General features: G+C 51.0%; 27 protein-coding genes. All 27 read left to right on the top strand.

From position 1 onward, the window contains the following. Window positions 1-147 precede the first annotated feature (147 nt). Window positions 148-1,122 carry a GDP-mannose 4,6-dehydratase gene (locus HZB34_01095; protein ID MBI5314549.1) on the top strand — a complete coding sequence of 325 codons (975 nt, stop codon included), beginning with the start codon at window positions 148-150 and terminating at the stop codon, window positions 1,120-1,122. 125 nt (window positions 1,123-1,247) lie between these two features. Then, on the top strand, window positions 1,248-2,360 hold the full coding sequence (locus HZB34_01090) for a glycosyltransferase family 4 protein (protein MBI5314548.1): 1,113 nt from the start codon (window positions 1,248-1,250) through the stop codon (window positions 2,358-2,360). 56 nt (window positions 2,361-2,416) lie between these two features. Then, window positions 2,417-3,457: a putative lipopolysaccharide heptosyltransferase III gene (gene rfaQ / locus HZB34_01085; protein MBI5314547.1), complete on the top strand. Its 1,041-nt coding sequence runs from the start codon at window positions 2,417-2,419 to the stop codon at window positions 3,455-3,457. An 84-nt stretch (window positions 3,458-3,541) separates the two neighbouring features. Next, window positions 3,542-4,129, top strand: a complete 588-nt coding sequence (locus tag HZB34_01080) for a winged helix-turn-helix transcriptional regulator (GenBank protein MBI5314546.1) — start codon at window positions 3,542-3,544, stop codon at window positions 4,127-4,129. Window positions 4,130-4,391: 262 nt separating this feature from the next. After that, window positions 4,392-4,766 carry a four helix bundle protein gene (locus HZB34_01075; protein MBI5314545.1) on the top strand — a complete coding sequence of 125 codons (375 nt, stop codon included), beginning with the start codon at window positions 4,392-4,394 and terminating at the stop codon, window positions 4,764-4,766. Beyond that, window positions 4,763-5,302 carry a UpxY family transcription antiterminator gene (locus HZB34_01070; protein ID MBI5314544.1) on the top strand — a complete coding sequence of 180 codons (540 nt, stop codon included), beginning with the start codon at window positions 4,763-4,765 and terminating at the stop codon, window positions 5,300-5,302. The genes HZB34_01075 and HZB34_01070 overlap by 4 nt, the downstream gene beginning before the upstream one ends. A gap of 21 nt (window positions 5,303-5,323) precedes the next feature. Beyond that, the gene (locus HZB34_01065) at window positions 5,324-6,670 is read left to right on the top strand and encodes an O-antigen ligase family protein (GenBank protein MBI5314543.1); all 1,347 of its coding nucleotides are present in this window, start codon (window positions 5,324-5,326) and stop codon (window positions 6,668-6,670) included. Between the two features lie 46 nt (window positions 6,671-6,716). After that, window positions 6,717-7,367, top strand: coding sequence for an adenylyl-sulfate kinase (cysC, locus tag HZB34_01060; GenBank protein ID MBI5314542.1), 651 nt, complete (start codon window positions 6,717-6,719; stop codon window positions 7,365-7,367). After that, window positions 7,360-8,211, top strand: a complete 852-nt coding sequence (locus HZB34_01055) for an ABC transporter permease (GenBank protein ID MBI5314541.1) — start codon at window positions 7,360-7,362, stop codon at window positions 8,209-8,211. The genes cysC and HZB34_01055 overlap by 8 nt, the downstream gene beginning before the upstream one ends. 1 nt (window position 8,212) lies before the next feature. After that, a complete protein-coding gene (locus tag HZB34_01050) occupies window positions 8,213-9,442 on the top strand; it encodes an ATP-binding cassette domain-containing protein (protein MBI5314540.1) in 1,230 nt (409 codons plus the stop codon). A 21-nt stretch (window positions 9,443-9,463) separates the two neighbouring features. After that, window positions 9,464-10,576 (top strand): FkbM family methyltransferase, encoded by a 1,113-nt coding sequence (locus HZB34_01045; GenBank protein ID MBI5314539.1) that lies wholly within the window; start codon window positions 9,464-9,466, stop codon window positions 10,574-10,576. A gap of 29 nt (window positions 10,577-10,605) precedes the next feature. Next, entirely contained in the window at window positions 10,606-11,721 is a 1,116-nt protein-coding gene (locus tag HZB34_01040) for a DegT/DnrJ/EryC1/StrS family aminotransferase (protein ID MBI5314538.1), read from the top strand. Continuing rightward, window positions 11,718-12,425: a WbqC family protein gene (locus HZB34_01035; protein ID MBI5314537.1), complete on the top strand. Its 708-nt coding sequence runs from the start codon at window positions 11,718-11,720 to the stop codon at window positions 12,423-12,425. The genes HZB34_01040 and HZB34_01035 overlap by 4 nt, the downstream gene beginning before the upstream one ends. Before the next feature lie 33 nt (window positions 12,426-12,458). Then, entirely contained in the window at window positions 12,459-12,686 is a 228-nt protein-coding gene (locus HZB34_01030) for an acyl carrier protein (protein ID MBI5314536.1), read from the top strand. Next, window positions 12,683-13,435 (top strand): SDR family oxidoreductase, encoded by a 753-nt coding sequence (locus HZB34_01025; GenBank protein MBI5314535.1) that lies wholly within the window; start codon window positions 12,683-12,685, stop codon window positions 13,433-13,435. Before HZB34_01030 ends, HZB34_01025 begins: the two co-directional genes overlap by 4 nt. A gap of 24 nt (window positions 13,436-13,459) precedes the next feature. Then, window positions 13,460-15,007 (top strand): amino acid adenylation domain-containing protein, encoded by a 1,548-nt coding sequence (locus HZB34_01020; protein MBI5314534.1) that lies wholly within the window; start codon window positions 13,460-13,462, stop codon window positions 15,005-15,007. Continuing rightward, entirely contained in the window at window positions 15,004-15,684 is a 681-nt protein-coding gene (locus HZB34_01015) for an acetyltransferase (protein ID MBI5314533.1), read from the top strand. The genes HZB34_01020 and HZB34_01015 overlap by 4 nt, the downstream gene beginning before the upstream one ends. Next, complete coding sequence (locus HZB34_01010; GenBank protein MBI5314532.1) at window positions 15,681-16,286, top strand: GNAT family N-acetyltransferase; 606 nt, start codon at window positions 15,681-15,683, stop codon at window positions 16,284-16,286. Before HZB34_01015 ends, HZB34_01010 begins: the two co-directional genes overlap by 4 nt. A gap of 10 nt (window positions 16,287-16,296) precedes the next feature. Next, window positions 16,297-17,316: a methyltransferase domain-containing protein gene (locus HZB34_01005; GenBank protein ID MBI5314531.1), complete on the top strand. Its 1,020-nt coding sequence runs from the start codon at window positions 16,297-16,299 to the stop codon at window positions 17,314-17,316. Between the two features lie 111 nt (window positions 17,317-17,427). Next, a complete protein-coding gene (locus HZB34_01000) occupies window positions 17,428-18,288 on the top strand; it encodes a glycosylase (GenBank protein MBI5314530.1) in 861 nt (286 codons plus the stop codon). Window positions 18,289-18,316: 28 nt separating this feature from the next. Further along, window positions 18,317-19,021 (top strand): class I SAM-dependent methyltransferase, encoded by a 705-nt coding sequence (locus tag HZB34_00995; GenBank protein ID MBI5314529.1) that lies wholly within the window; start codon window positions 18,317-18,319, stop codon window positions 19,019-19,021. 139 nt (window positions 19,022-19,160) lie between these two features. Beyond that, on the top strand, window positions 19,161-20,039 hold the full coding sequence (locus HZB34_00990; protein ID MBI5314528.1) for a sugar transferase: 879 nt from the start codon (window positions 19,161-19,163) through the stop codon (window positions 20,037-20,039). Window positions 20,040-20,080: 41 nt separating this feature from the next. Further along, a complete protein-coding gene (locus HZB34_00985; protein MBI5314527.1) occupies window positions 20,081-21,004 on the top strand; it encodes a sulfotransferase in 924 nt (307 codons plus the stop codon). 228 nt (window positions 21,005-21,232) lie between these two features. Then, window positions 21,233-22,345 carry a hypothetical protein gene (locus tag HZB34_00980; GenBank protein ID MBI5314526.1) on the top strand — a complete coding sequence of 371 codons (1,113 nt, stop codon included), beginning with the start codon at window positions 21,233-21,235 and terminating at the stop codon, window positions 22,343-22,345. Between the two features lie 229 nt (window positions 22,346-22,574). After that, complete coding sequence (locus tag HZB34_00975; protein MBI5314525.1) at window positions 22,575-23,312, top strand: FkbM family methyltransferase; 738 nt, start codon at window positions 22,575-22,577, stop codon at window positions 23,310-23,312. 68 nt (window positions 23,313-23,380) lie between these two features. After that, on the top strand, window positions 23,381-24,175 hold the full coding sequence (locus HZB34_00970; GenBank protein MBI5314524.1) for a glycosyltransferase: 795 nt from the start codon (window positions 23,381-23,383) through the stop codon (window positions 24,173-24,175). A 175-nt stretch (window positions 24,176-24,350) separates the two neighbouring features. Then, window positions 24,351-25,346, top strand: coding sequence for a glycosyltransferase family 2 protein (locus HZB34_00965; protein ID MBI5314523.1), 996 nt, complete (start codon window positions 24,351-24,353; stop codon window positions 25,344-25,346). Window positions 25,347-25,395 lie beyond the last annotated feature (49 nt).

Below are 25,395 nucleotides of genomic sequence, written 5' to 3'. Positions count from 1 at the left end.
TATAGTGCTGTCTGGTTTGTTTGGTTTATTTAGTTTATTTGGTTTGTTTCGTTCCTCGGATCGGAGCTAGACAGACAAACTAAACAAACCAAATGAACCAAATAAACGAGAGGCACCGGCTTATCCCATCGGCGTGGGGAGGTTGAAGTGAAACGGGCACTGATCACCGGAATCACAGGGCAGGACGGATCCTATTTATCGGAACTGCTCCTCAAACAAGGTTACGAAGTCCATGGAGTGGTGAGACGGGTCGCCATCGAAGATCCGGTTCACCGGCTGCACCGTATCCTGCACCTGAAAGATCAGATCCAGTTCCACGCTGCGTCGCTGGAAAGCTTCCCGAGCATTTATCGTGTGTTCGAGATGGTGAAGCCGGATGAGTGCTATCACCTGGCTGCTCAAAGTTTCGTGGCCTATTCCTTCGAGGATGAATTTTCGACGCTGAATGCCAATATTAATGGCACGCATTATGTGTTGGCCGCTTTGCGAGACGCGGCGCCTCACTGCCGATTCTACTTTGCCGCATCCAGCGAGATGTTCGGGAAAGTGGCACAGGTGCCTCAGAACGAACAGACGCCGTTCCATCCCCGTTCGGCCTATGGCATTTCCAAAGTCGCCGGTTTCCACCTGACGAGAAACTATCGAGAGGCGAATGGAATTAAAGCCTCTTCAGGAATTCTCTACAATCATGAGTCCCCCCGCCGAGGATTCGAGTTTGTGACCCGTAAGATCACGTCACATGTCGCTCGCATCAAGATGGGTTTGGCAAAAGAGCTACGACTTGGGAATCTGGAGGCGCGCCGTGACTGGGGACATGCGCGCGAATACGTGAGAGCTATGTGGCTGATGCTGCAAGAGGACAAACCGGACGACTATGTCATTGCCACGGGAGAACAACATACGGTGAGGCAGTTTGCTGAGGTCGCTTTCGCATATGTCGGCCTCGATTACCATGACTATGTCAAGATCGACCAGCAGTTTATGAGGCCGTCAGAAGTAGAAACCCTGCTGGGCGATGCCTCAAAGGCCAGGCAAAAGCTCGGCTGGTCGTACGACGGCAAGTTCACGGACTTGGTTCACGAGATGGTTGAGGAAGATCTGCGATTGGTTGGACATCGGTAATGCTTTCCTGGCGGACACTCCAGCAGACATTCTATTGAAAGAATTTCAGGAGGCTTTCGTCGAAAGGCTGCTGCCGATCGGCTTCACGTATCATCTTGTGAAACATTGGAAGTTTCAGGATTCAGATGAGAATCGGTTTTGATGCCAACCCGATGGTCGGCGATAAGGGCGGGGTGGGATGGCACAGCTATCATCTCCTTCGTACCATGCTGGCTCAGCAAGGGGGAATCGACTTTGTGGCCTATGCAAAACCTGGCGCGGAGCAGCCTGACGCTGTGAAGGAATGGCAAGGCGTTGAGCGGCTCCAGTGGATAAACTCGAGCAAATGGGGGATGGGGAAGCGGGGCTCCTCCGATCAGTTGGATCTCTACCATGGAACTAATTTCAAGATGCAGACAGTCGGGCGCTATGGCGGAGTCGTGACCATTCACGATCTTTGGCTGGATCGTCATCCCGAATACTCGAAAAAGATGTTGGGACAATGGTCGTCCTCGTTCAAGACGAGACAGACCGCGCTTCGAGCCAGGAAAGCCATCACAGTGTCCGAATTTTCCGCGCGAGAGCTTGTAGAACTCTATGGGCTGAAACGTGAGCACATCAGGGTGATCCCCAACGGAGTGTCGGAGGATTTCGCTCCACGCCGGGACGATCAGGCGATGGCAGAGTTGCGGAAACGGATTGGTCTGACGTCTGGTCACTATGTTTTATTTATCGGAGGGGCAGATCCGCGCAAGAATCATCAGATCTTTCTTGAAGCAGCTGAGATGGTGCGGAAGAAATTGGGGCCACGCATGTTGGTCCTGGTCGGCTCGCCCATTCATCCGTTCGGGAATTATGAGGAGTCGGCCCGAAGGCGCAGTTTAACCGAAAAGGTACTCTGTCCCGGGCGGGTATCCACCACAGATCTACAGCTGTTGTATTCCTGTGCCGATCTGTTCGTTTTTCCCTCGTTGTACGAAGGGTTTGGAATGCCCGTGTTGGAAGCGATGGCCTGTGGGGCGCCCGTGTTGACATCCAACTCGACTGCCTTGGCTGAAGTGGCAGGGGATGCGGCAGTCTTGGCAGACCCTCAAGACGCTCGAGCGCTCGGAGAAGCGATGGTCCATACGCTTGAGGATGAGCCGCTTCGAGCCTCCTTGAAGATCAAAGGATTTGCTCGCGCCAAACAGTTTTCGTGGAACAACGCCGCGGTGAAGACTGTCGCGTTGTACCGTGAATTGTGCGCTGAAAAATCGTAAGTGGTAAGTAGGGAGTGGTAAGTGGTCGGCGGTGAGGGTTGTCGGGTGTAGGAAGTATGAAGAACGTCCTTATCATCAAGCTCCGCTATATCGGTGACGTGCTGTTGGCGACACCGACCGTTCGAGCCATCAAATCGGCACGGCCGGATGTCCGGGTGACGATGATGGTGAATCGGGGGACGGAAGAGGTCTTGTCGGGCAACCCGGACTTGGATGAGGTCATGGTCCTTGATAAAGGGTCTCTAGCGGCACAATCGAGGCTGATCGCCGGACTGCGCGCCCGTCAATTCGACACCGTGATTGATTTGACCGATGGAGATCGGTCTGCGTTTCTGACCCGGATCAGCGGAGCGCCGGTTCGGATCGGATTCAACGACGAACATCGTTGGCGGGGGAGATATTACACAGAGGTGATTCAGCCCGTATCTGGTGTTCGACACCGGATTGACCGGGATCTGGAAGCCCTCAAGCCTCTGAGTATCGAGGCCGAATCAAAGGATCCTCAGCTGTGGCTGACACGGGATGAGAAGAAGAGCGCGGACCAGCTATTAGACCAACTCGGTATTCAGCGATCGCAGTCGATGGTGATCGTGCAACCAGGCGCCAGGTACTGGTTTAAAGCCTGGCCTCCAGAGCGATTTGCCGAGCTGGCCGATTATCTCACGTCTCAGTGCGGTTCTCAGGTGTTGATCGGAGGTAGTGAGCAAGACATCGATCTTGCGCGACAGATTCAAGGGATGGCGAAGACCCCCCCCATCATCATGGCGGGCGGTACAACCATTAAACAGTTCGCAGCCATTGCCAAACAGTCAGTGCTTTTCGTCGGCAGCGATAGCGGCGCCATGCACATGGCCTCCGCAGTGGGTACTCCCGTAGTGGCCTTATTCGGCCCCTCGAACCCTCGCGAGTGGGGGCCACGTGGTGGTCCTGTGGAGGTACTCTACAAGGAAATCGATTGCCGCAGTTGCTTTCACCCGACCTGTACGAGGGGCGAGGAGAATTGCATGAAGTTAATCTCGGTTCCTGAGGTGGTTGCCGCTGCAGAGCGGCTTCTCCATGCCGGGAAGCTGGCTGCAGGGGTAAAGGCTGAAGGCTGAAGGCCGGGTGACATATTTTTTGCTTGACAGAAGAGGTGCATATGTTCATGTTGTGAACGCGCATCAAATTTATCCGTATAATTCATGGATTTACAAGATCAGCGAGATCTTCTCCTCCTCAGCGAGCTCGATCGGGATGGTGGGGCCACTCAGCGTACCCTCGCCCTCAAACTTGGTGTCGCGCTCGGTCTGACCAATCTCTATCTCAAGCGTCTAGCCCGACAGGGCTCCATCAAGGTCACAGCTATCCCGCGCAATAGAACCCGTTATGTACTGACCCCCCAGGGATTGGCTGAAAAATCGCGCCTCACCAATCAGTACATGCAGTATTCGCTGTCATACCACCGCGAGATGCGTGGGCGGTTGAAACAAATGTTGACGTGCCTCGATGGGACAAACGGGCAACGGGTGGCGATTTATGGCACAAACGAACTGGCAGAATTGGCCTATCTCTCGCTCAGGGAAATGAACATCGACTGCGTGGGATTCATCGATGGAAACGCGCGCACGTCGTTCCTCTCGTGCCCCGTGTATTCGCTGGAAGGCATTGCCGACTGGCAGTTTGATCGAGTGTTGATTGCCGATCTTGAGCACGCCGCGGCCTGCGAAGAACAGTTGGTCCAGTCGGGAGTGCCACGGGAACATGTGCTGCGACTCGCCTTGCCTGAATAAGGCGTGACGCGTTGACTGGTTTGTTTGGTTGAAGAGGTTTGTTCAGACAAGCCGTCGTGCCTGAGTCAATGTTGTGTGGGTGTGCGAAGTGGTTCTGTAAGTGAGAGGGCGGAGCTGTCTTCGCAGCCGGTTTGTTTGGTTGAAGAGGCTTATCTGGTTGAAGAGGTTTGTTTAGTTTGTTTGGTTAGAAGAACTGGGCAATCGATCGACTATTCCAAAACCAACCAGATAAACCAAATGAACCAAACAAACGAGACAGGGCATGAAGATCACTCGTTTTGAAGATCTAGACTGCTGGAAGGAAGCGAGGCAATTGACGAGGCTGGTTTATGATGCGATCCATCAGAACTCTAGATGGCAAAAGGATATTCGGCTTTGTAGTCAAATCCAGAGTGCAGCGGGATCTGTGATGGCAAACATAGCTGAAGGATTTGTTCGTCGGTCGAGCAAGGAGTTTACACAGTTCTTGTTCATCGCTATGTCTTCCACAGCTGAGGTACAGAGTCACATGTACATTGCAGTGGATCAAGGCTACGTGTCTAAAGACACATTTGAGTCGATCTACGAGCAAGCCAACAAGACAGCGAGAATAACGTCCGGTCTCATTAAATACCTCCGCACCAAACAAACCAAATGAACGAGATCAACCAGATCAATCAGATCAACCAAACAAACCACACCAACGATCTTCACTGGTTTGCATTACGGACAAAGTCGCGTCACGAGAAGATCGTGCGCGATCAATTGGCCAATCAGGGCCTTGAGCCGTTATTGCCGACGGTGAAGCGTCTCAGTCAATGGAAGGATCGAAAGAAAGAAATTGAAGTCCCTCTCTTTTCGGGCTATTGCTTCGTCCGTTTTGTATTGGAGCACAAACTACCGGTGCTCAAGACTGTCGGAGTCGTCGACATTGTCGGCAGCGGCCATTGTCCGGAGGCGATACCGGACGAGGAAATTGCGGCGATCAAGACCCTGATGAGCACGGTGTTGCCTTACGATCCGCATCCCTATCTACACGAAGGCATGCAGGTGGAAGTGGTCCGGGGACCGCTCCAAGGCGTGCGTGGGATTCTCTTGCGCAAAGACAAGCGCCACCGCTTGGTGTTGGGCGTGCGGCTCATTCAACAAGCCGCAGCCGTGGAGATCGATGTGAATGATATAGCGCCGGCATGATTGTGATGAGGATGAAGCTCGGTGGAGAAATCTTTCATAAAACCTGTCGTAAACATCAGTATCACAAAACCTGATCACGGCGCCCCCACGGCTGCTCCTATCCATACCCCTTGGCGAGCAAGTGCGGTCCTCTGGAAACTTCAGGCCTATGGCCTGCTGGGAATCACATTTGTGAGTTTCTTCCCGATGCTCCATCACTCCCAAGAGTACGCGTTCTTTTTCTTGCTCGCCGTAGCACTCTGTCTCGCCTGGGCTGAGAAAATAAATCCGTGGATTCGAACCCCGATCGACCTGCCGCTGCTCGGGCTTGTCGGGTGGGTGCTGTGTACGGTGCCTTTTGCGACCGATCCAGCCTACAGTTTCTCCGAGTGGCGCAAACTTGTGGCCCACGTTCTGGTTTTCTACTGGGCTATGTTCGTGCTGCGTCATCACAGGCGCATCGAACTTCCCCGGCAGATTGTATGGGCAGTGGTCGTGGGCAGCCTTGTGTTGTCAGGCTATGCACTGGTGGATTTTGTTCTACGTGGAGGGACGTGGAGGGATCGTGTTGTCCGTGCTGAGGCCCCCTTTTCGGACTTCCAATGGCTGACGACTTATCTGGTGCTCGTCATTCCAATCCTCATCGGGTGGGTTGTCACCAACCGGACACGTTGGGCGCGCGCGCTCGGGGTTCTGACTCTCGTGGCGGCAGGATTCGCGCAAATCGCCGCCTATACGAGGGCCGGCTGGGTAGCGCATTTCGCTCAGGCAGTCGGTTTCGGGCTTATGGCTGGACGACGCCGACTGGTCATCTGGGTCATAACGGGCACAATCGCGGTAGGAGTAGGCTTGCTTGCCCTCTCCGCGACCGGATACCAACGGAGTACCACCGACCCATGGACCCTCACTGCCCGCGTGAAAACATGGCAACTTGGGTTTCACCAAGTGATTCAGCATCCCCTCGTCGGAATAGGGTATGGGAATAACACGTTCCTGAAGGTGTACAAGGCTGAGATAGAAGCGGATCAAGACAAACGCCTGGAGGACAGACTGCTCCCTGCGTTACACAACACATTTGCCATGGTACTCATGGGGAGTGGTGTGCCGGCCATCATCTTATACATCTGGATATTCGCCTCTATAGTCTTAACGCTGTCAAGACAGTGGCGGCGGTCAATAGGCGAAAATAAGTGGCTACTCTTGGCGATTGCGGTTGTCACAGTAGGTTTCGTAACGCGAAACCTGTTCGATTACATGTTTGCGGGGAGTCTCGCGCACCTCTTCTGGATTCTCGTGGCCGCCGGACTGTGTTCGGTGAGTTCTCAGATCTCGACTGAGGCAGAGGCAGGCGATCTTTCATTGAGCAAGGTCGCACAAAGCAAGCACTGATTTAGCAGGAGTTACAGGCCAGTCGGTTTGTCCCTGGCCCATTCACATGAATACACAGCCCCCAGCCTCAACCAACGTTGTCTGGCACCACGCCACTGTTACCCGTGCCCGCCGCGAAGCGCAAAACGGTCATCGCGGTGCGATCATTTGGTTTACCGGATTATCCGGATCGGGCAAATCTACGCTGGCGCATGCCGTTGAAGAAGCTCTGCATCAGCAAGGACACCACACCTTCGTGCTAGACGGTGACAATGTCCGCCATGGGCTCTGCGGCGACTTGGGCTTCTCAATCAAAGACCGTGAAGAAAACATCCGCCGCATTGGCGAAATGGCTAAATTGTTCATGGAAGCGGGGGTGATCGTACTCACCGCCTTCATCTCACCGTTTCTTGCGGACCGAGAACGCGTGCGTGGCATGGTTGAGCACGGCGACTTTATCGAGATCTATTGTAACGCCCCGATCGAAGTCTGTGAGACACGAGATACAAAGGGCATATACAAAAAAGCCCGCGCCGGGCTAATCCCCGAATTTACTGGCATCTCATCGCCGTACGAAGTCCCCAAAAGCCCAGAACTCACTGTAAACACAGCTGGGGTAGAGCTGGAAATATGTGTGCAACAGGTCATAGGTGAAATGATAAAACGCGGATTGATTAAAGGCGTGGAAGAGAGGAGAAATCACAAGGGAAATGACTGAACCACGCAGCACTATCTACACACCGGATTCCATGCTAGCCAGTCCCCTGAGAATGGCGCGAGAGATGTTGCGTGACTTGGCCTCCAGCCGGGAGCTCGCATGGCGATTGATGGTGCGAGATTTAAGCGCCCAATATCGGCAAGCCTTCCTCGGGTTTCTTTGGGCCATCCTATTGCCATTGGCTAATACGCTGGTATGGATTTTTCTGAGTCGCAGTGGCGTTGTCAACGTAAGCGACACGCCCTTGCCCTATCCGGTATACGTATTTACGGGCACGATGTTGTGGGCAATCCTGATGGATGCATTGAATGCCCCGTTACAAATTGTCACCGCTTCCAAGATCATGCTGGCAAAAATAAATTTTCCACGTGAGGCACTTGTGGTTGCTGGCATCTACCAGACGATAGTCAATGCGCTGATCAAGGTCTCACTGCTGTTGGTTGCCTTGCTGGTAATGGGGATCCACCCGGATTGGAGCCTGTTGTTGTTTCCCATGGGTTTGCTTTCGCTGATCCTGGTAGGAACACTTATAGGTCTGGCGCTTACACCAGTGGGTTTGCTGTACACCGATGTGGGCAAGGGTATCCCTTTGTTGATGCAATTTCTCATGTACCTTACCCCCGTAGTTTTTGCGATGCCAAAAGAAGGCCTGTCGGCAACTTTGTTTCAGCTAAATCCGCTAACCCCGCTGATCCTTACCGCGCGTGACTGGCTGACGGGATTTACACCGGAGCACTTGGGCTATTTTGTGGTTGTCAATTTGGTTTCGATTGGATTGTTGCTTATAGCTTGGGTAGTTTTCCGTCTTGCCATGCCTATCTTGATAGAGCGCATAGGTAGTTGACATGGGAGAGACGCTGATCAAGGTTAATGGGTTGTCCAAGAAATTTTGTCGCAGCCTCAAGAAATCCATGTGGTATGGCATGCGGGATATTGGCAGTGAATTGCTGGGTAGGCGGCATGGCACAGACGGTGTTCTGCGTGAGGATGAATTCTGGGCGGTCAAGGATATAAGCTTTGTGCTTAATAGGGGCGACTGTCTGGGCCTTATAGGTCATAACGGTGCAGGCAAAACGACTTTGTTGCGCATGCTGAATGGGTTGATCAAACCGGACCAAGGTCGTATTGAAATGCGCGGAAAAGTAGGGGCATTGATCGCCCTAGGGGCTGGGTTTAATCCCGTCCTGACCGGACGTGAAAACGTCTACGTCAATGCCGCGGTCCTGGGTATTGGCAAGAAATATGTCGACAGCAAGATAGACGAAATCATCGACTTTGCCGAGATCCGAGAGTTCATCAATTCGCCAGTACAAACCTACAGCTCAGGTATGAATGTGCGCCTGGGTTTTGCTGTTGCCGCAATTTTGATAGAGCCGGACATCTTGTTTCTGGATGAAGTGCTGGCAGTCGGCGACATAGGCTTTGCCATCAAGTGTCTCAATACGGTTAGGCGAATTGCAAACAAATCTGCAGTGGTCTTTGTGTCACACAATATGCAGCAAATTTCCTGGTTTAGTACGAGAGTAATGGTACTGGACCACGGGTTGGTGGTGGCTGACAGCCCGAATCCTTCAGAAGGAATCGACCGATATTATGGCCTAGTAAAGCACGAACAACAGACTTCCGGAACCGGCGATGCTGAAATATATAGCGTGGAGTTGTTAGTAAATAAGCAATGTGCGGAAAGCAAAGAGCCCACAATACCGCACGGCGCAGAATTAGGTTTCAGAATAAAACTTCATATCAATAGCAACAGATCAGTGGCGATCATGCATATCTATATAATGGATGAGGCAATGAACCCGGTTGTTTGTTTGCCGGTGAACAACACAGAGGGTAAATTGAATCTGTTTCCCTCAGGTGTTCTGGAAGTAAAAATATCAATGGGCACAGTGGAATTGTCTTCGGGGAAGTACAGCATTACCATAGCCGTGATGGATTCAGAAACTAACGAAGCACTATCACGGGTACAGGGCCTGAGCCCTTTCCGAATAATTTCAGACAGAGTGCAGTGGGGCAAGTTGGTTCGTCACATAGTGCCACAACACATTGATGTGCGGACTCCTTCCTTGTGAATTAAACGATCGAGCAATTATATGGAAAAAGATTTTCTGGTCGCCTACAGGCAAAACATAGCAAACTGCCTTAAAAACGACTTTAAGGACAATTGGGACGAGCGCCGTTTTGGTGCAGAGAAACAACCTGTGCAACCAGATGCCAGGCAACAAGTAAAACACTCTATCAAGAATCTGCTGGCTATGGTTGGACTCTATGATCTGAATGATCCGATGGAATATTCGATGACTTTGCTTGAGCCCAACGTAGAGCAGTTTCAATGGATATATCAAAGATTGGTAGATGATGAATCAAGGCAATTACTGGTGCAGTTGCTTTCATTTCGCGCGTTAGGCTACCGCCGTGTTAAGTTGCCTCTGAATAATCCGCAATATTGGAAGGCGGTGGAAGATGCGGAGCGATTAGGGCAGGGCAGAGATGCGAAAGATTTTGGATGGGGGGGGCGTAAAGCATGCAATGTTGATCTCTCCAGTATTGGTTACTCCATCATAATTTTTTTCCCACCTTTCGCGATCACCACAGTTTTTGTGTTCAATCAATACGAGTGCAGGACGGCCGATAAAGTGATCAAGGCTGAAGCCGGTGACGTCGTCATTGATGCAGGCGGTTGTTACGGAGACACAGCACTGTATTTTGCCCATGAGGCAGGGGAAAATGGAAGGGTATATTCATTCGAATTCATGCCGGAAAGTCTGGTGATTTTCCAGCAAAATATGACATTGAATCCAGAGCTTTCTCGGAAGATTGATCTAGTAAAGATGGCTGTCTGGTCTCAGTCCGGCGTGCAACTGTTTGTCGAAGGCAGCGGACCGGGAACAAGGGTGAGAACGAAAGCCAGCCGACCGGATGCTACCCGCGTTGAGACGCTTACGATAGACGATCTGGCCAGTAATAAGAATCTGGATCGTGTCGATTTCATCAAGATGGACATAGAGGGTGCTGAACTGGAAGCGCTCCGCGGCGCACAAGACACCATACGCCGGTTTCGTCCCAAGCTGGCTATCTCCGTCTATCACAAATTGAGCGACTTCTGGGAAATCCCACAATACATAGATAGCCTCGGCCTTGGGTACAAATTCGCACTGAGACACTTCACCATTCATGCTGAGGAATCGGTTCTGTTTGCCTATTGATTGATTCGAGTCTATTCACAGGAAAAATGATGGAAGAGAAAAAGAATTTCTATGTGACGCAGCCGTTTCTTCCGCCATTGGAAGAATTCATTCCTTATCTGGAAAAGATGTGGGATAGTAAAATCCTCACCAATGGTGGCCCCTTCCATGAGCAACTGGAAACGGCGCTCTGTGAATATCTCGGAGTGGAACACATCTCGATATTCACGAACGGCACGATAGCGCTGATCACCGCCCTGCAGACATTACGCATCACAGGAGAGGTAATCACCACACCCTATTCATTTGTCGCCACGTCCCATTCTTTGTTGTGGAACGGTATCAGGCCAGTGTTTGTAGACATTGATCCAATTACACTGAATCTTGACCCGAGCAAAATCGAAGCAGCCATCACGCCGCATACCACCGCCATCATGCCAGTGCACTGCTACGGCCATCCCTGCGATGTGGAAGGTATCCAGAAGATCGCCGACAATTACAATCTCAAAGTCATCTACGATGCGTCGCATGCGTTTGCCGTGCAAGATACCAAAGGCAGCATACTCCGGCATGGCGATCTCTCAGTGCTGAGTTTCCATGCCACTAAAGTGTTCAACACTTTTGAGGGTGGCGCGATCGTCTGCCAGGATGAAAAGACAAAACAACGAGTCGATCATCTGAAAAACTTTGGTTTTGTCGATGAGGTGACTGTGGTGGCACCGGGCATCAACGGCAAGATGAGTGAATTTAATGCGGCATTAGGGCTGTTGCAATTGCGATATATCAATCATGCTATTGCGCGTCGCAAAGAAATTGATTCCAGATATCGGGAACGCCTAGCGGATGTAAAGGGCATTCGTTGCTTGAGGGGAGCTGACCAAAAGGTCGACAACTATGGGTACTTTCCCATTCTGGTGGACGTTGATTATCCGTTGAGTCGTGAAGCCCTATACCAGAAACTGATAGACAACAACATATTTTCACGCCGGTATTTTTACCCGTTGATTTCAGATTTTCCTATGTATCGGGGATTGCCATCAGCGCATAGAAGTAACCTTCCAGTAGCGACGGATATAGCGCTGAAGGTGTTGTGCCTACCTATCTACCCTGATCTTTCTGCAGGCCAGATAGAGTTCATTGTATCGCTGATTGTCGATTTGCCATGAAACTTGCGATCATGCAGCCGTATCTATTTCCTTATCTGGGATACTGGCAATTGATGGCTGCGGTGGATATGTTTGTCATTCTGGACGATGTGAACTACATCAACCGGGGATGGATTAACCGCAATCGGGTGGTTGTCAATGGCAAGACAGCCTGGATGACCGTGCCGCTGGTGGGAGCCAGCCAGAATAGACTGATCAGCGAGATTGACATCGTACCCGACAATGGTTGGAAGAATAAGATGGAGCGCATGATTGTGGAGGCGTATGCGCAGGCCCCAGAAGCGCGAACTGTTCTGCCACTGTTTAATCGCTGGCTTAAAGGCGCCAGTGGGAGTCTTTCAAGATCATTATATGAAAGCATTAAGGACGTTGCTGTGCATCTGGGAATTGCGACAACGATTATTCCGAGCAGCAGCGTCTATCCGAAAAACGATTTGAAGGGCCAGCATCGTATTCTGGATATTTGTCAGCGCGAAGGTGCAGTAACGTATGTGAATCCGCCGGGCGGAAGGGATATGTACGATACGGTCCTATTCAGGCGCGCCGGTATTGAACTGCTGTTCCTGGAACCCAATCTGCACGTGGGGAGACTAAGATCCGGGGCTAACGATGGCACGGTCTTATCCATCCTCGACCACATGCTATACAATCCGCGCCGCCTGTTAATGGACGCCGTCGCCAGTTTTGATCTGAAAGTGGCTTGAGTTTAACCAATCCTATTTGCTGGAGTGAGACAAATGAAGTTAGAGGTTGTAGTTGCGGAGACATTTCATATTTCCAAGGATTCAATCAAGGATGAATTAGCGCTGCAAAACATTCCCGCTTGGGATTCAATGACACATATCGTATTGATCATGCGGATAGAAGAAGCCTGGAATATCCAGCTCTCGGGTGATGAGATTGCCGATATGAAAACCGTGGGTGATGCCCGGAGGATGATCTTGTCCCACGGTGGCTTGGCTTGAATATCGCTGGTTCAAAAGTACTTGTCACGGGCGGGGGTCGCGGGATTGGCCGTTGGCTCGTGGAGGGGTTTGTCCGAGATGGGGCTAGCGTTGGTGTTTTCGAGCGTGATTTGGACTTGTGCTCTGAGTTGCGAACAGCCTTTAGGGAATCAGTCGGTGTATGGCATTGCGATGTTGCTGATGCAGAAGCCGTGGATCGTGCAGTTCACCAGGCCGCAGATGATGGATTTGAGCCAGAGGTGCTGGTCAATAATGCCGGCATTATCCATAGCGAGCCGTTGGTCAATTTGAGTATTCGCGGTGACCGTGCGCATTCCCGTGATACATGGCGCAGGGTTCTGGCTGCCGATTTGGATTCGGTGTTTTATGTGACCAGCCGGGTGGTGGATCAAATGATTGCGCGGCGATGTAAAGGAGTGATCATTTCAATTAGTTCTGTTTCGGCTGCCGGCAACCCAGGTCAGTCTGCATACTCGGCGGCAAAAGCAGGAGTGAATGCATTGACCAGTACATGGGCGAAGGAATTGGGGGTGCTAGGGCTGCGTTTTGCGGCTATTGCGCCCGGGTTTTTGGATACCGACTCCACCCGCACAGCGTTGAGTGAGGCAATACTCACGAAGTTACAGCAGCAGATTCCACTACGCCGGTTGGGCGCACCAGAAGCAATTTACCAGTCAGCCCGTCATATCGTCGAAAACGACTACATTACAGGTACTGTGCTAGAGGTGGATGGCGGGCTATCCCTTTGACTCGGGTGCGAAGGAATCATCCGAATGTTTGTCTCCAATCTTGCCATTGCGTTTGAGAGTGTTGTCGAAGAATACCCGGATCGCCCGGCTCTGATATATCCGGATATCGGCAGTGTGGTGACCTACAGGGAACTTGCAATACTGGCTACAAGAATAGCAGGGGCTCTACACGTCCGTGGTGTCAGGAAGGGAGAAGTTGTTGCGCTCTTTCACGACAAATCTCCTGCGGCTTTTGCAGCCATGCTTGCCTGTCTGCGGCTGGGCATTACGTATACAAATCTCGATCCTGACAGCCCGCGGGAAAGACTGCGGAAAATCCTGCAGACTTGTCAGCCGCGTCTCATCATCAACGCCTTTACCGAGTTGCCTCATACTGAGGTCATTCTTGCCGAGCATCGCTGCGAAGTGATCGATTTGTGCAAGATCGCCGATGCGCACTGCGAAGGAGATCTTCCTGACTCGCGCAATATCGGCGGCGGCACGCCTGCCTACATCATGTTCACCTCAGGATCTACCGGTACACCCAAGGGAGCGGTCATTTCCCACGCCAATCTAATCTGGTTTTCAGCGTGGTCGCGAGATCGATTCGCCATCACATCGGAGGATGTATTGACGAACGTTAATCCGATTTACTTCGACAACTCAGTGTCTGACTTCTACTCTGCTGTTTTTTCAGGTGCCGCGCTGGTGCCGTTCACGCCTGTCCAAGTAAAAGATCCCCGTCGCCTAATTAGACTCGTGAACCAGGCTCTCTGCACGATCTGGTTCTCTGTGCCGTCCTTGTTGGTGTATCTGCTGACGACACGCGCCATTGCTGTCGATGATTTTCCTGCAGTACGCAAGATCATTTTCGGTGGTGAAGGGTTTCCCAAGGTCAAGCTCAAACAACTTTACGACCTCTTCGGCGCCCGTGCAGACTTGGAAAATGTTTATGGTCCGACGGAGTGTACCTGCATCTGCTCTGCTCATACCATCGGGCCAGCGGATTTTGACGATATGAAACAGGTGGCCACATTGGGCTCGCTAGCACAGAATTTTGAGGGAGAAATTCTGCCGCAGGATGAGAGCCATCCCGATTTCGGTGAGTTGTTCTTGCGGGGTCCGCAGGTGGGATTGGGTTATTATAATGACCCCGGGCTGACGGCAAGATCGTTCATCCAGAATCCGCACCATGCACAGTATCAAGACATCGGTTATCGCACCGGCGATCTTGTGCAGCGCGATGCTCAGGGGCGTTTGCACTTCAAGGGACGTGCCGATTTCCAAATCAAACATATGGGATACCGTATCGAATTGGAAGAAATCGAAGTGGCCTTGTCAACGCTGACCGGCGTGGCGGAATGTGCCGTGATTTATCAGAGGCTGGGTGACGGACTGGGCGAGATTCTTGGTTTTGCGGCAATGCCCATACCCGAAGCATCTGAACAGCTAGTCGACAAAATGAGAACGATCATTCCATCCTATATGCTGCCGCGGCGCATCTATGTATTGGAATTTCTCCCAAAAAATGCCAATGGCAAGATTGATCGGCTTGCATTGCATCGATTGGTCGAAAAGGAAACTGCACAATGAAACCGCTTGTAATCTTCGGCGCAGGGAAGATTGCCGAGGTACTCCTGTATTTTTTTCGCAACCACAGTGATACAGAAGTTGTCGCCTGTACCGTAGATAAGCAGTATATGCCGGGGACGGTATGGCAGAAATTGCCGATAGTGGCATTTGAAGAAGTGTCAGAAAAGTACCCTCCTACAGAATATTCCATGTTTGTCGCATTAGGCTATCAGGGCATGAACTCTCTGCGCACCGATACCTGCGCCAGGGCTCGAAGCCTGGGTTATACTCTGGCTTCTTACATCCATCCCGACTCAGGCTTGCCCAGGGACTGCACCCATGGAGACAACTGCTTCATCATGAACCAGGTTCTCATCCACCCGTGCGTGCAGCTTGGCAATAATGTATTCGTCTGGAGCGGCGCCATGATCGGTCATCATTCGACGATCGGGGATAACTGCTGGCTGACATCATGTGCCAACATTTCTGGGGTCGTCACAGTGGGAAAAAATTGCTTCTTTGCAGTAAACGCCACCGTGGCCCACGGTTTGAAAGTGGAGGATGAATGCTTCATCGGAGCCAACGCATTGGTTACCAAATGCACACATTCTGGCGAGGTGTATCTGGCGGAAAGCACCAAAGCCTTCCGCTTAAGTAGCAGGCAGTTCTTGCGCATGTCAAAATTTGGCGATCTATGAACGAAGGGGATGGAACTAGTTTTCTGCCGTCGTACCCGGATGGTTACCGGTTGCAAACTTCCCGCCTGCAGTTACGGGCGATTACAAATTTGGACGCAAATGACCTCTGGCCACTAATGTCTGATCGTCGCCTTTCAACGTTTCTGGCTTGGGCGCCACACGAGTCAATCGAGGAAACCGAGGAAATGATTCTCACATTGGTAGCGGCGCAGCAGTCGGGAAGAGGATTTCATTGGGTCGCGATTCATGCCGGGAAGGTAGTTGGCCTGATTTCGTTAATTGACGTGCGTAGAAAACACCGTTGCTGGACATTGAATCGCTCCGAGCTGGCCTATTGGATTGGTTTACCCTATCAGGGTAACGGTTTCGCTACAGAAGCTGCCGCATCTGTCATTGAATTTGGTTTTACCCGATTGCATCTTCATAAAATATTGGTGTATCACGCGGCCGATAACCCACCGTCAGGGCGGACAATAGAAAAATTGGGATTCCGTTTTGTGGGTGAAGAAAAAGATTCCTTTAAGAAAGACAACGTGTGGCACAACTTGCGCCATTTTGAAATGCTGGCAACTGAGATGCTGCAACAAGTATCAATTACATGAGGGCTATCTAATGAATTCCAGGTTAGCTGCAATTTATACCTGTCCTGTTACACGATCTTCCTTGGAACTGGATGTTTTTACTGCCGTTGGCGATGAAGTGGTTGAGGGTTCATTCCACAACACATCTGGATCAACATTTCGAATCGCTACCGGCATTCCTGACTTCACATGGCCCCGAGTGTTGCAGGAGTCCGACGAGCGGACCCGTCAGTCTTATGAAGATATAGCGCAGGATTATGATCGCTACGCTGTGCTACCGTTTATCACTTACCGTGCAGATGAAAATGCTGTGCGTGAGCGCATGGTGGATCGGCTTGAGCTGCAACCGGACTCGAAGGTGTTGGAGATCGGTTGCGGCACCGGGCGTGGTGCAGAGCACCTGGCAAGACGGTTAGGCCAAGCTGGCCAACTTTATCTACAGGAATTGTCTCCCAGCCTGCTGGCAATTGCCATGAAGAAGATGCAAGCACAATCAATTACCGCCGAGTTTTCAATAGCTAATGGTAGCTATCTTCCGTTTCCAGACAATTATTTTGATGCCGCACACCATTTTGGCGGTATTAACACTTTTTCGGAGATTCCGCGTTGTCTGAACGAATTGGCACGAGTGGTCAGGCCCGGCGGCAAGGTGGTGGTTGGGGATGAGGGGCTGGGTCCATGGCTGCGGAACACAGAGATGGGAAAGATCATGTCCAACTCCAATCCATTACTGAAGTGCGAACCACCTCTGGAATCACTGCCCGTTACCGCGACTGACGTGCAACTGGAGTACATCATGATGGGAGCGTTCTATGTAATCGAATTCCGCGTTGCCGAGGAATCACCAGTTCCCGATTATCACATGCAAATACCTAGCGCGCGTGGTGGAAGCCACTGGACACGCTATCACGGCCAACTCGAAGGGGTGAGCGACGAGGCGAAGCGCCTTGCACAAGAAGCCCGCACCAAAGCGGGGCTTTCGATGCATGATTGGCTGGAACGGACGGTTCGTGCCACGGCCAAGAACGAATTGTACAACAAATCAAGCTGAGATGACGGCACAGTGAAAACTTATTTTTTCCCTTGGAAAAAACGCGGGAAAATTTTTGCATCGGTGGGTCAATATCCCTGGATGATGAGTCACAATCAGAATCCCTGTGCCTTGGTGCTCGCGGATTGCATCCGAGTCTATTTTACCTGTCGCCCGCAACCCGATCAGCGCGGCTATTTTTCCAGCGTTATCTCCTTTGTCGAGATCGACCGCGATGATCCGCAGAAAGTCCTGCGGATCCATGAACGACCGATTCTCGAAGCGGGAGGGCTCGGGGCCTTCGACCAGTTCGGCGTGATGCCAGGAGTGGTGTTGCCAGTGGGCGACGAGGTGTGGATGTATTACGTCGGCTGGATGCGCTGCGAAGGGGCTCCTTATTCACATGCCATCGGCCTGGCGATCAGCCTGGACGGTGGGGTAACCTTCCAGCGCTATGCCGAAGGACCATTGCTGGGTCGAACACACGCAGAGCCTTTTCTGCAGAACAGCCCCACCGTCACCATCATCGATGGGAAATTCCATATGTGGTACAGCTCCGGCATCAGGTGGATCATGCACGAAGGGCGTCCAGAATCGGTATATGTCCTGATGCATGCGGTATCAAATGACGGCATCCATTGGGAGCGCGAAGGAATTCCCTGTGTTGCCTCCCATACCCTGGACGAATGCCAGACCAACCCTTCCTTATTGGAAATGGATGGCGTTCATCACCTTTGGTTCTGTCACCGTCTAGGTAAGGATTTCCGCAATAAAGCTGGCGGGTATCGCATGGGTTACGCCACTTCAACCGATCTTGTCCATTGGATCCGGCGTGACGAAACCAATTCACTGGAACCTTCGGCTGAGGGCTGGGATTCGGAAATGGTTTGTTACCCCTATGTTTTTCCATTTCACGATGAATTGTGGATGCTTTACAGTGGCAATCATTTCGGACGTGACGGCTTCGGTTTGGCAACCTGTCCTAGGCCATGATCGATCAAACCACGAAAGTTCTCACGAAATGACCTCACATACCCCACAAGCAGGCGGCTGGGGGGAGTTTTACTTAAATCGTATCCGATCTTCCGTCGGGCGCTATCCGACCGAATGGGTGGTACGCACCTTGGCGGGGGGTAACTACCCGGGCCTGAAAATCGACAAAACCCGTTACCGAGGTGCACGCATCCTTGACATGGGCTGCGGCGACGGCAGGAATCTGCCATTATTGCTGGACTTGGGCTTTGAGGTTCACGCCTGCGAAACCTCAAAGGAGATGGTGAATGGTCTGGAGACACTGGCAGGTCAACTTTGCTGGCCGGTGCACTTCGCGGTGGGCCAGAACTCCAAGCTACCTTATCCGGATCATTACTTTGACTATATGTTGTGCTGTGCGAGTTGTTATTACCTCGATGGTGCGATCATCTGGCCATTGGTGCGTGCCGAGCTGGCACGGGTCGTCAAGCCGGGCGGTCTGTTGGTGGCAAATTTTCCGGACGAAGACAACGCAATATTAGCCAATGCGATACGCCAGCCGGACGGCAGTTTGCTCATTACGTCCGATCCTTTCGGGTTGCGCAATGGCAGCCGATTTATGGTCCCAAAAGATGTAAAGGATATTCAGGCACTTCTTCAGCCACAGTTTCATGTTATTGGAACTGGACGCAACGATGATGATTTCTACGGCTTGAGAGTTTCGGGATATCAAGTCGTTGCTCAGCGATTGTAGTGTATGTATTGCAGGCAAACTGATTCTCAACAAATGGCCAGCTGTCTATCCCGGAACAGCCTGAAAATCCCAACTAAATGCATAGGGTGTCACTGTGAGAGCCCCGGTTGTTATTACAACCTATACGCGCATTAATCACTTGCAGAGTACGATCAATGCGTTACTTAAAAACGATCTAGCCGGCGAAACTCCTGTTTTCGTTTTTTCTGATGCCGCCTGCAGCGGTGATGAAGATAAGGTTGAAGCTGTGCGGGCTTATCTGGCAACCGTACGCGGATTCTCTCTATTCCATGTTGTGGCCAGGGAATACAATATGGGGTCGGTTTCCAATGGGGTATCAGCAGTGAATGAGGTCGCAGAAAAATTTGGAGTTGTGATATCAATGGAAGACGATATTGTTACTGCACCAGGCTTTCTACGATACATGAATTCGGCATTGGAGAAGTATCGACTTGATTGCAAAGTGTTCAGCATTTCAGGATATTGTCCGCCCATTCCGATTCCAACTACTTATCCTTATGATGCTTTTTTTATGAGAAGGTTTAATGGATGGGGGGTAGGTGAGTGGAAGGACAGGCGAGATAGTGTTTGTCATATTACCCCTGAAGAATTTCACAAATTTGCTTCGAATAGGAAGCTATCTCGATCTTTCACGAGGGCGGGTGGCAAGGATATGTTGACAATGTTAGAGCACGTGGCCAATGGTAGGCTCGATGCAGCATACGACGTGAAGTGCATGTATACCCAGTTTATAAAAGACCAATACACGGTATATCCTACCCAGTCCCTCATTCAGAACATTGGATTTGACGGCTCAGGAATACATTGCGGTAAGACTGACAGGTTTAATGTGCCGCTGAGTGATAAGACCACATTCCGGCTTCCCGAAGACGTGTTTCTTGACGAAAGAATTGTTAAAGCAAATCGAAAATTTAGGGCTGGTGCCGGTTATGCAAGAAAACTTATGTCGAGAACTCAAGGGTTAGTGGAGCAATCGCTTCGTGTATTTAAGCGCTAGACCTAGCTAGCAGCAGGCCAATTAATGCAAAAAGAATTAAGTTGAAACCACTTTTCATATTTTCATTGCCACGGTCTGGTTCAACATTATTACAGCGGGTGTTGGCTGCAGATAGCCGAATTTCATCCGCAGCAGAACCCTGGCTGTTGCTGCCTTTTGTATATGCGTTGAGAGCGCATGGGGTAAAGGCCGTGTACTCGCACCAATGGGCAAATTTTGCGTTGAACGATTTTATTGGTGAACTACCGAATGGGAAGCAAGATTATCTGTTGGCGATTGGATCGGCAGTGAACGAGCTTTACGAAAAGGCTGCGAAAAACAAAGATGCGCGTTACTTTTTGGACAAAACTCCACGCTATGCACTTATTATTGATGAGATAATAGATATGTTCCCCAATGGTAAATTTATTTTTCTCTGGCGCAATCCTTTAGCTGTCCTTGCCTCCATTGTCGAAACCTGGGCGGGCGGGAAGTGGGATCTGTCGATGTGCAAGGTGGATCTCTATCTTGGGATAGGTAACTTAATTGCCGGCTATCAAGCACACTCTGAGCAAATATTGGCAATTCAATATGAAAGTTTCTTGCAATCGCCAGGAATAGAGTTGGCCAGAATGTCCGAGTATCTGGAATTGAGATTCGATCCCGATGTGTTGAAACAATTCTCACAAGTCAGCTTCAAGGGAAAATTGGGCGATCCGACTGGAACCAAGAATTACCGAACACTTGACACCGCGCCGCTGGAGAAATGGAAATCAATCATCAATAACCCGCTTAGAAAAATGTGGTGTCGGCGCTATCTCTGGTCGCTTGGCGAGGAGCGATTAAAGGTCATGGGATATGATTTAAAGGCATTGCTTCACGAGCTTGACTCAACAGGAATGACCCTTAGCAATGTGTTCTCGGATATCGTAAGTATGATCAAGCCAACGAGCAAGCCGGAACTGCCCAGTAATGGCCATTTCTAACATGTTTCTCCCAGGCCGCCGTGCGGGCTTGTGCTTCCACCACTCTGCCAGTGTCTTGTGATCCTGCACGTAGCCAAGACTACATAAGTCTTGAAGGCACCGATAAAATTCTACAGCTGGGCTCTCTCTTCGCAACTATGCGGTCGCTTTGATGAGGAACGGCCACCACTTATTCGCACTGAGGGGGATAGGGCTTTCGCTGAGAGTTATAGATAAGATGCCGCGAGGATGAAGCTTTTGATTATTGAACCCTGGTTTAGTGCCATCGGTCACCCGGCGCAGTCGCTCATCAATATGGCATCCGCAATCGGTAGGGATGAACGCGTGGACTATTTGGTGTCTGATAACACCGAAGCTGGATTTTGCCTGGAGTCAATAGAGCGATTAAAGGCGTGGGGCAAAGTTGAGAGCTTTGTTGTCACGACACCAACAGGTCATTCCAACACGGTCAGGGCATTGTTACGGCTCTTGCGTATGCCGATGAATGGCCGTCAATATCAGCGTATTTTCTTTTTTGATGAATCGCTTGTTGTACTTGCGTTGCTTTGGCCCTTGTTATCGTTGTGGCTCCCGGTTGAGAGATTTACCGTGCTGCATCTTTTTGGGCCGAGGTTGGGAGTGAGAAATTGGTTGGCTCGTTTAGTTATCGGGCGATTCTTGAAGCGTCCTGAGGTGAGGTTGTATTTGCGAACTGAGGAAATGGCGCAGGCGTGGCGCGATGCTTATAGCTTTGTAGCAAGCGGACAAATCAGCTATTTGCCATCACTCGAGATTCCCGACGGTGAGCCTCGGCAGTATCCCGTGAGCCATTCAGGACAATTGGCATTTGGCATCATCGGGCAGATTCGAGTCGGTAAAGGTATTGAATGGCTGGTGCCGGCTTTTCAAGGAGATGCCGGTCTAGGGAGGCTGACGGTCGCCGGTGAATTTGCCAGTCCACAAAGCAAAGAACAATTGTCGGTTTTGGGTGGGTTTGATGGCTTCATTAATAGTTTTATGTCAGAAAGCAATATGCTGGAGCGGGCGGCTGATCAGAATTATTTGTTGATGTTGTACGACATGTGGGACAAGCGGATGGAAAGCGCGGTGTTATACCTTGCGGCGCGGGTCAACCGACCGGTCGTTGTTTATGGCGACAGCTGGTGTGGCAGAATGGTCAGAGAATTCGGGTGCGGTGTGATCGCGCCTGATAGCCGTCAAGAGACAGTGGATTTGCTGCGGAGGATTCCGCGACCTCAGAGTGCTGAGTATGCCGGGTTGCTCAAAGGGATGGCCGAATTCAGACAGGCACATTCCGTCAAATCATTGCGAGGCAGGGTCATTCAGGAATTACTCGGTTAGATATGTTAGGGAAGCTGATGTGTAATGGGCTTTATCAAAGGTATCATTAAGGCCATTTTGCGAGATGTGTTTGGGCTCGAGGTATTTTGGGCTAGGAATCTCCCTCAATCTCCCGTCCAAGAGGCCACGATGCAACTAGTTTCTTCGCTGTGCGAGAAATGGTCCGTTACGAGCAACAGATGTAAAAATACGAGATCGCGTTATCAGATATTTGAGTAGATGAAATGAGGTGATGATGTTGAGTTCTGCAAAGCAAGGTGTAAAACAGCTCTTACATGCTGCGGGCATTGAGGCTCACCGGTTTCATCCTGGCACTTCGCCATTGGCACGGCGGATGGCCGCTTTGCGCGCCTTTGATATAGACCTGGTAATTGACATCGGTGCCAACGAAGGACAATTTGCAAAAGAATTACGTGCAGGCGGCTACTCAGGGCGTATTGTCTCCTTCGAACCACAATTGGCTGCCCATGGTCGGCTTTTGCAGGAGAGCAATAGTGACCCAGCCTGGCATGTGCATGCGCGTTGCGCGTTGGGAGATCATCTTGGCGTGATCGACCTAAATATCTCCGGCAACTCGGACAGTAGTTCGATCCTCCCTATGCTTACGACGCATACCAGTGTGGCACCTGAGTCTGCTTATGTTGGACATGAGTCGGCTCCGCTGATCACACTGGACTCGGTTGCGCCGCCCTATCTCAAGGATGCTCAGGCGGCGTTTCTCAAGATCGATACTCAAGGCTATGAATGGTATGTACTCGACGGAGCTATCGCAACATTGGCAAAGGTACGTGGAGTCCAGATGGAGCTTTCTATGATTCCGTTGTACGAAGGTCAGCGGCTTTGGCGGGAGTCAATTGAACGCCTGGAATCAGAAGGTTTTGTAGTGTGGGCGTTAGAGCCGGTGTTCGTCGATCCAGCGACTGGGCGCACTCTTCAGGTAGATGGGGTGTTCTATCGGAGACCCTGAGCAGTGAATTAAGACTGGCGGCGATGGCCTATATGCTACTGATATCGCAATGAAGCATGAGCCGTTGTATGACTGTCGCTGGCATATTCGGGTGTAAGCAGGCTTTGGCGATGCATAACTTGTTAAGTGAGGTGCATAGCTCTTCCCCAAAAATATCCGTGGGTATCGTCGTCTATAACGGGATCGAGCATATCAGAAGTGCTTTGGACAGCATTGCAAAGCAGACCTATGAGAATATCGAGCTGGTTGTTGTAGATGGTGCTTCCGATGATGGCACTCAACACGTCCTGAATGAATATGCTAAACGCATCTCTACCCTGGTCTGCGAGCCGGATAAGGGGATTTATGACGCGATGAACAAGGTGTGCTCGCTCGCGACTGGCGACTGGCTGATTTTTCTTGGTTGTGACGATGTGCTCTTGGATACGCTCAGCAATGTCGCGGAAAAAATGTCCGATCCAGATTCCGTCTATTACGGAAATGTAGTCCTCCGTTCCAGTGGCAAGATCTACGGCGGTAAGTTTTCTAAACGCAGGTTGGCACGGATGAATTTCTGCCACCAGTCGACCTTTTATCCCAGATCGGTGTACAAAAAATATACCTACAGTTTGGAATATAAATGGTTGGCAGATTACGCGTATAACATCAAATTAGTTGGCCTCGGGATTCCCTTCATCCACGTGGCAGAAGTGGTGTCGGTATTCAACGACAAGGGCGGATCGTCGTGTGGAGATGCTGAATTTGAGAAGATAAAGCCTGACTTATTACGCTTATCATTGGGCACCCCCTATGCGCTGCTTGGAAATTTATACCGACCAATATCGAAAATGTATCGCTATTTAAGGTATGGAGTGCGCCTCTGAAATCAATCCAGTGCCGTGATTTCAGGGGATTATTACAGCAAGTCGATGGATGAGGGTTTTAACCCCACAAGCAGATAACTCAGAGATTTGAGCCAAGGCTTGTTCAGGAAAGTCGGCCAGCTTGAAGTAGCCTAAGTCATTTCTCTGCCAAAAATTCCATAGGAGGCTAACACGATTGTTGGGTGCTGAAAGCATTGTCATTCTTTTAGGAACTTACAACGGGGGCCAGTTTGTCGGAGAGCAGATTCGAAGCATTCAAGGTCAGACCGTCTCAAATTGGAAGCTTCTTATAAGAGATGATGGTTCTCAGGATGGGACACTGGAAGTGATCGCAGACGTTTCCGGACGTGATGAGCGTATCCGTTGCGTCGGTGACGGGCATGGGAATTTGGGGGTCGTCGGGAACTTCGGCGAGTTGATGCGTATTGCTCATGCAGAGGAGGCTGAGTATATTTTCTTTTCAGATCAGGATGATGTGTGGGTATCCAACAAAATTGCAGACCAGTTGACGTACCTGAAGGAGATGGAATCACAGCATGGGCAGAAGACTCCCATTCTCGTCTACTCAGATTTGGAGGTGGTGAGTGAACAACTCGAAGGGATCCACCCTTCTTTCATGGGCTACCAGGGTTTGACTCATGAGTCTCGTGATCCACTTCGTGTGTTGCTGACTCAGAACTTTGTGACTGGTTGTGCCATGGTAATCAATCGTCCCCTGCTGGAGTTGGCTACCCCTCTGCCTGCTGACGTTATCATGCATGATTGGTGGCTTGCACTTTGCGCGGCCGCCTGTGGCCGCATCGAGTATCTGCCTCTCGCGTTGGTCCGGTATCGCCAGCACGGTGCGAACCAGATCGGGGCGGAGGGATTTTTCACTATGGTGAATCCGCTGTCTGACGCTTCGGGGCGTCGCTTGGGTCGAAGCGGGTATTACGTGTTTGGCTCGATTCGGCATGCGGCTTTGCTGGGCGAGCGAGTCGCCTCGCTCGACGTTCCCTGCTCGGCTGAAGCGTTATGGCTGCTGAAAAGGTTTGCCGCTTGTGCACATGAAGGCCGATTTCGGCGATTGTGGACCGTCTTTCAACTGAGGTTACGGCGGCAGGGATTGTTCAGACAAGTTTTATTGTACTGGAGATTGTTTGTGTCGCCGCGGGCATCAGTGATGCGCTAGATCTGGTAGCTTCAGCCAGGGACGGACAACAACTGGTCTCGACAATGCG

The organism is Nitrospirota bacterium, assembly GCA_016219645.1.
Taxonomy (GTDB): Bacteria; Nitrospirota; Nitrospiria; order Nitrospirales; family Nitrospiraceae; genus Palsa-1315.
This window is presented reverse-complemented; position numbering and strand designations above follow the sequence as displayed.

Bases quoted from the DNA above. Each gene is read 5' to 3' on its own strand.
- HZB34_00995 (MBI5314529.1), top strand. From the start codon at position 18,317: ATGACCTCACATACCCCACAAGCAGGCGGCTGGGGGGAGTTTTACTTA.
- HZB34_01005 (MBI5314531.1), top strand. From the start codon at position 16,297: ATGAATTCCAGGTTAGCTGCAATTTATACCTGTCCTGTTACACGATCT.
- cysC (MBI5314542.1), top strand. From the start codon at position 6,717: ATGAATACACAGCCCCCAGCCTCAACCAACGTTGTCTGGCACCACGCC.
- HZB34_01035 (MBI5314537.1), top strand. From the start codon at position 11,718: ATGAAACTTGCGATCATGCAGCCGTATCTATTTCCTTATCTGGGATAC.
- HZB34_01010 (MBI5314532.1), top strand. From the start codon at position 15,681: ATGAACGAAGGGGATGGAACTAGTTTTCTGCCGTCGTACCCGGATGGT.
- HZB34_01040 (MBI5314538.1), top strand. From the start codon at position 10,606: ATGGAAGAGAAAAAGAATTTCTATGTGACGCAGCCGTTTCTTCCGCCA.
- HZB34_01015 (MBI5314533.1), top strand. From the start codon at position 15,004: ATGAAACCGCTTGTAATCTTCGGCGCAGGGAAGATTGCCGAGGTACTC.
- HZB34_00980 (MBI5314526.1), top strand. From the start codon at position 21,233: ATGAAGCTTTTGATTATTGAACCCTGGTTTAGTGCCATCGGTCACCCG.
- HZB34_01020 (MBI5314534.1), top strand. From the start codon at position 13,460: ATGTTTGTCTCCAATCTTGCCATTGCGTTTGAGAGTGTTGTCGAAGAA.
- HZB34_01070 (MBI5314544.1), top strand. From the start codon at position 4,763: ATGAACGAGATCAACCAGATCAATCAGATCAACCAAACAAACCACACC.
- HZB34_01090 (MBI5314548.1), top strand. From the start codon at position 1,248: ATGAGAATCGGTTTTGATGCCAACCCGATGGTCGGCGATAAGGGCGGG.
- HZB34_01075 (MBI5314545.1), top strand. From the start codon at position 4,392: ATGAAGATCACTCGTTTTGAAGATCTAGACTGCTGGAAGGAAGCGAGG.
- HZB34_00970 (MBI5314524.1), top strand. From the start codon at position 23,381: ATGACTGTCGCTGGCATATTCGGGTGTAAGCAGGCTTTGGCGATGCAT.
- HZB34_01045 (MBI5314539.1), top strand. From the start codon at position 9,464: ATGGAAAAAGATTTTCTGGTCGCCTACAGGCAAAACATAGCAAACTGC.
- HZB34_01050 (MBI5314540.1), top strand. From the start codon at position 8,213: ATGGGAGAGACGCTGATCAAGGTTAATGGGTTGTCCAAGAAATTTTGT.
- HZB34_01030 (MBI5314536.1), top strand. From the start codon at position 12,459: ATGAAGTTAGAGGTTGTAGTTGCGGAGACATTTCATATTTCCAAGGAT.
- HZB34_01055 (MBI5314541.1), top strand. From the start codon at position 7,360: ATGACTGAACCACGCAGCACTATCTACACACCGGATTCCATGCTAGCC.
- HZB34_01080 (MBI5314546.1), top strand. From the start codon at position 3,542: ATGGATTTACAAGATCAGCGAGATCTTCTCCTCCTCAGCGAGCTCGAT.
- rfaQ (MBI5314547.1), top strand. From the start codon at position 2,417: ATGAAGAACGTCCTTATCATCAAGCTCCGCTATATCGGTGACGTGCTG.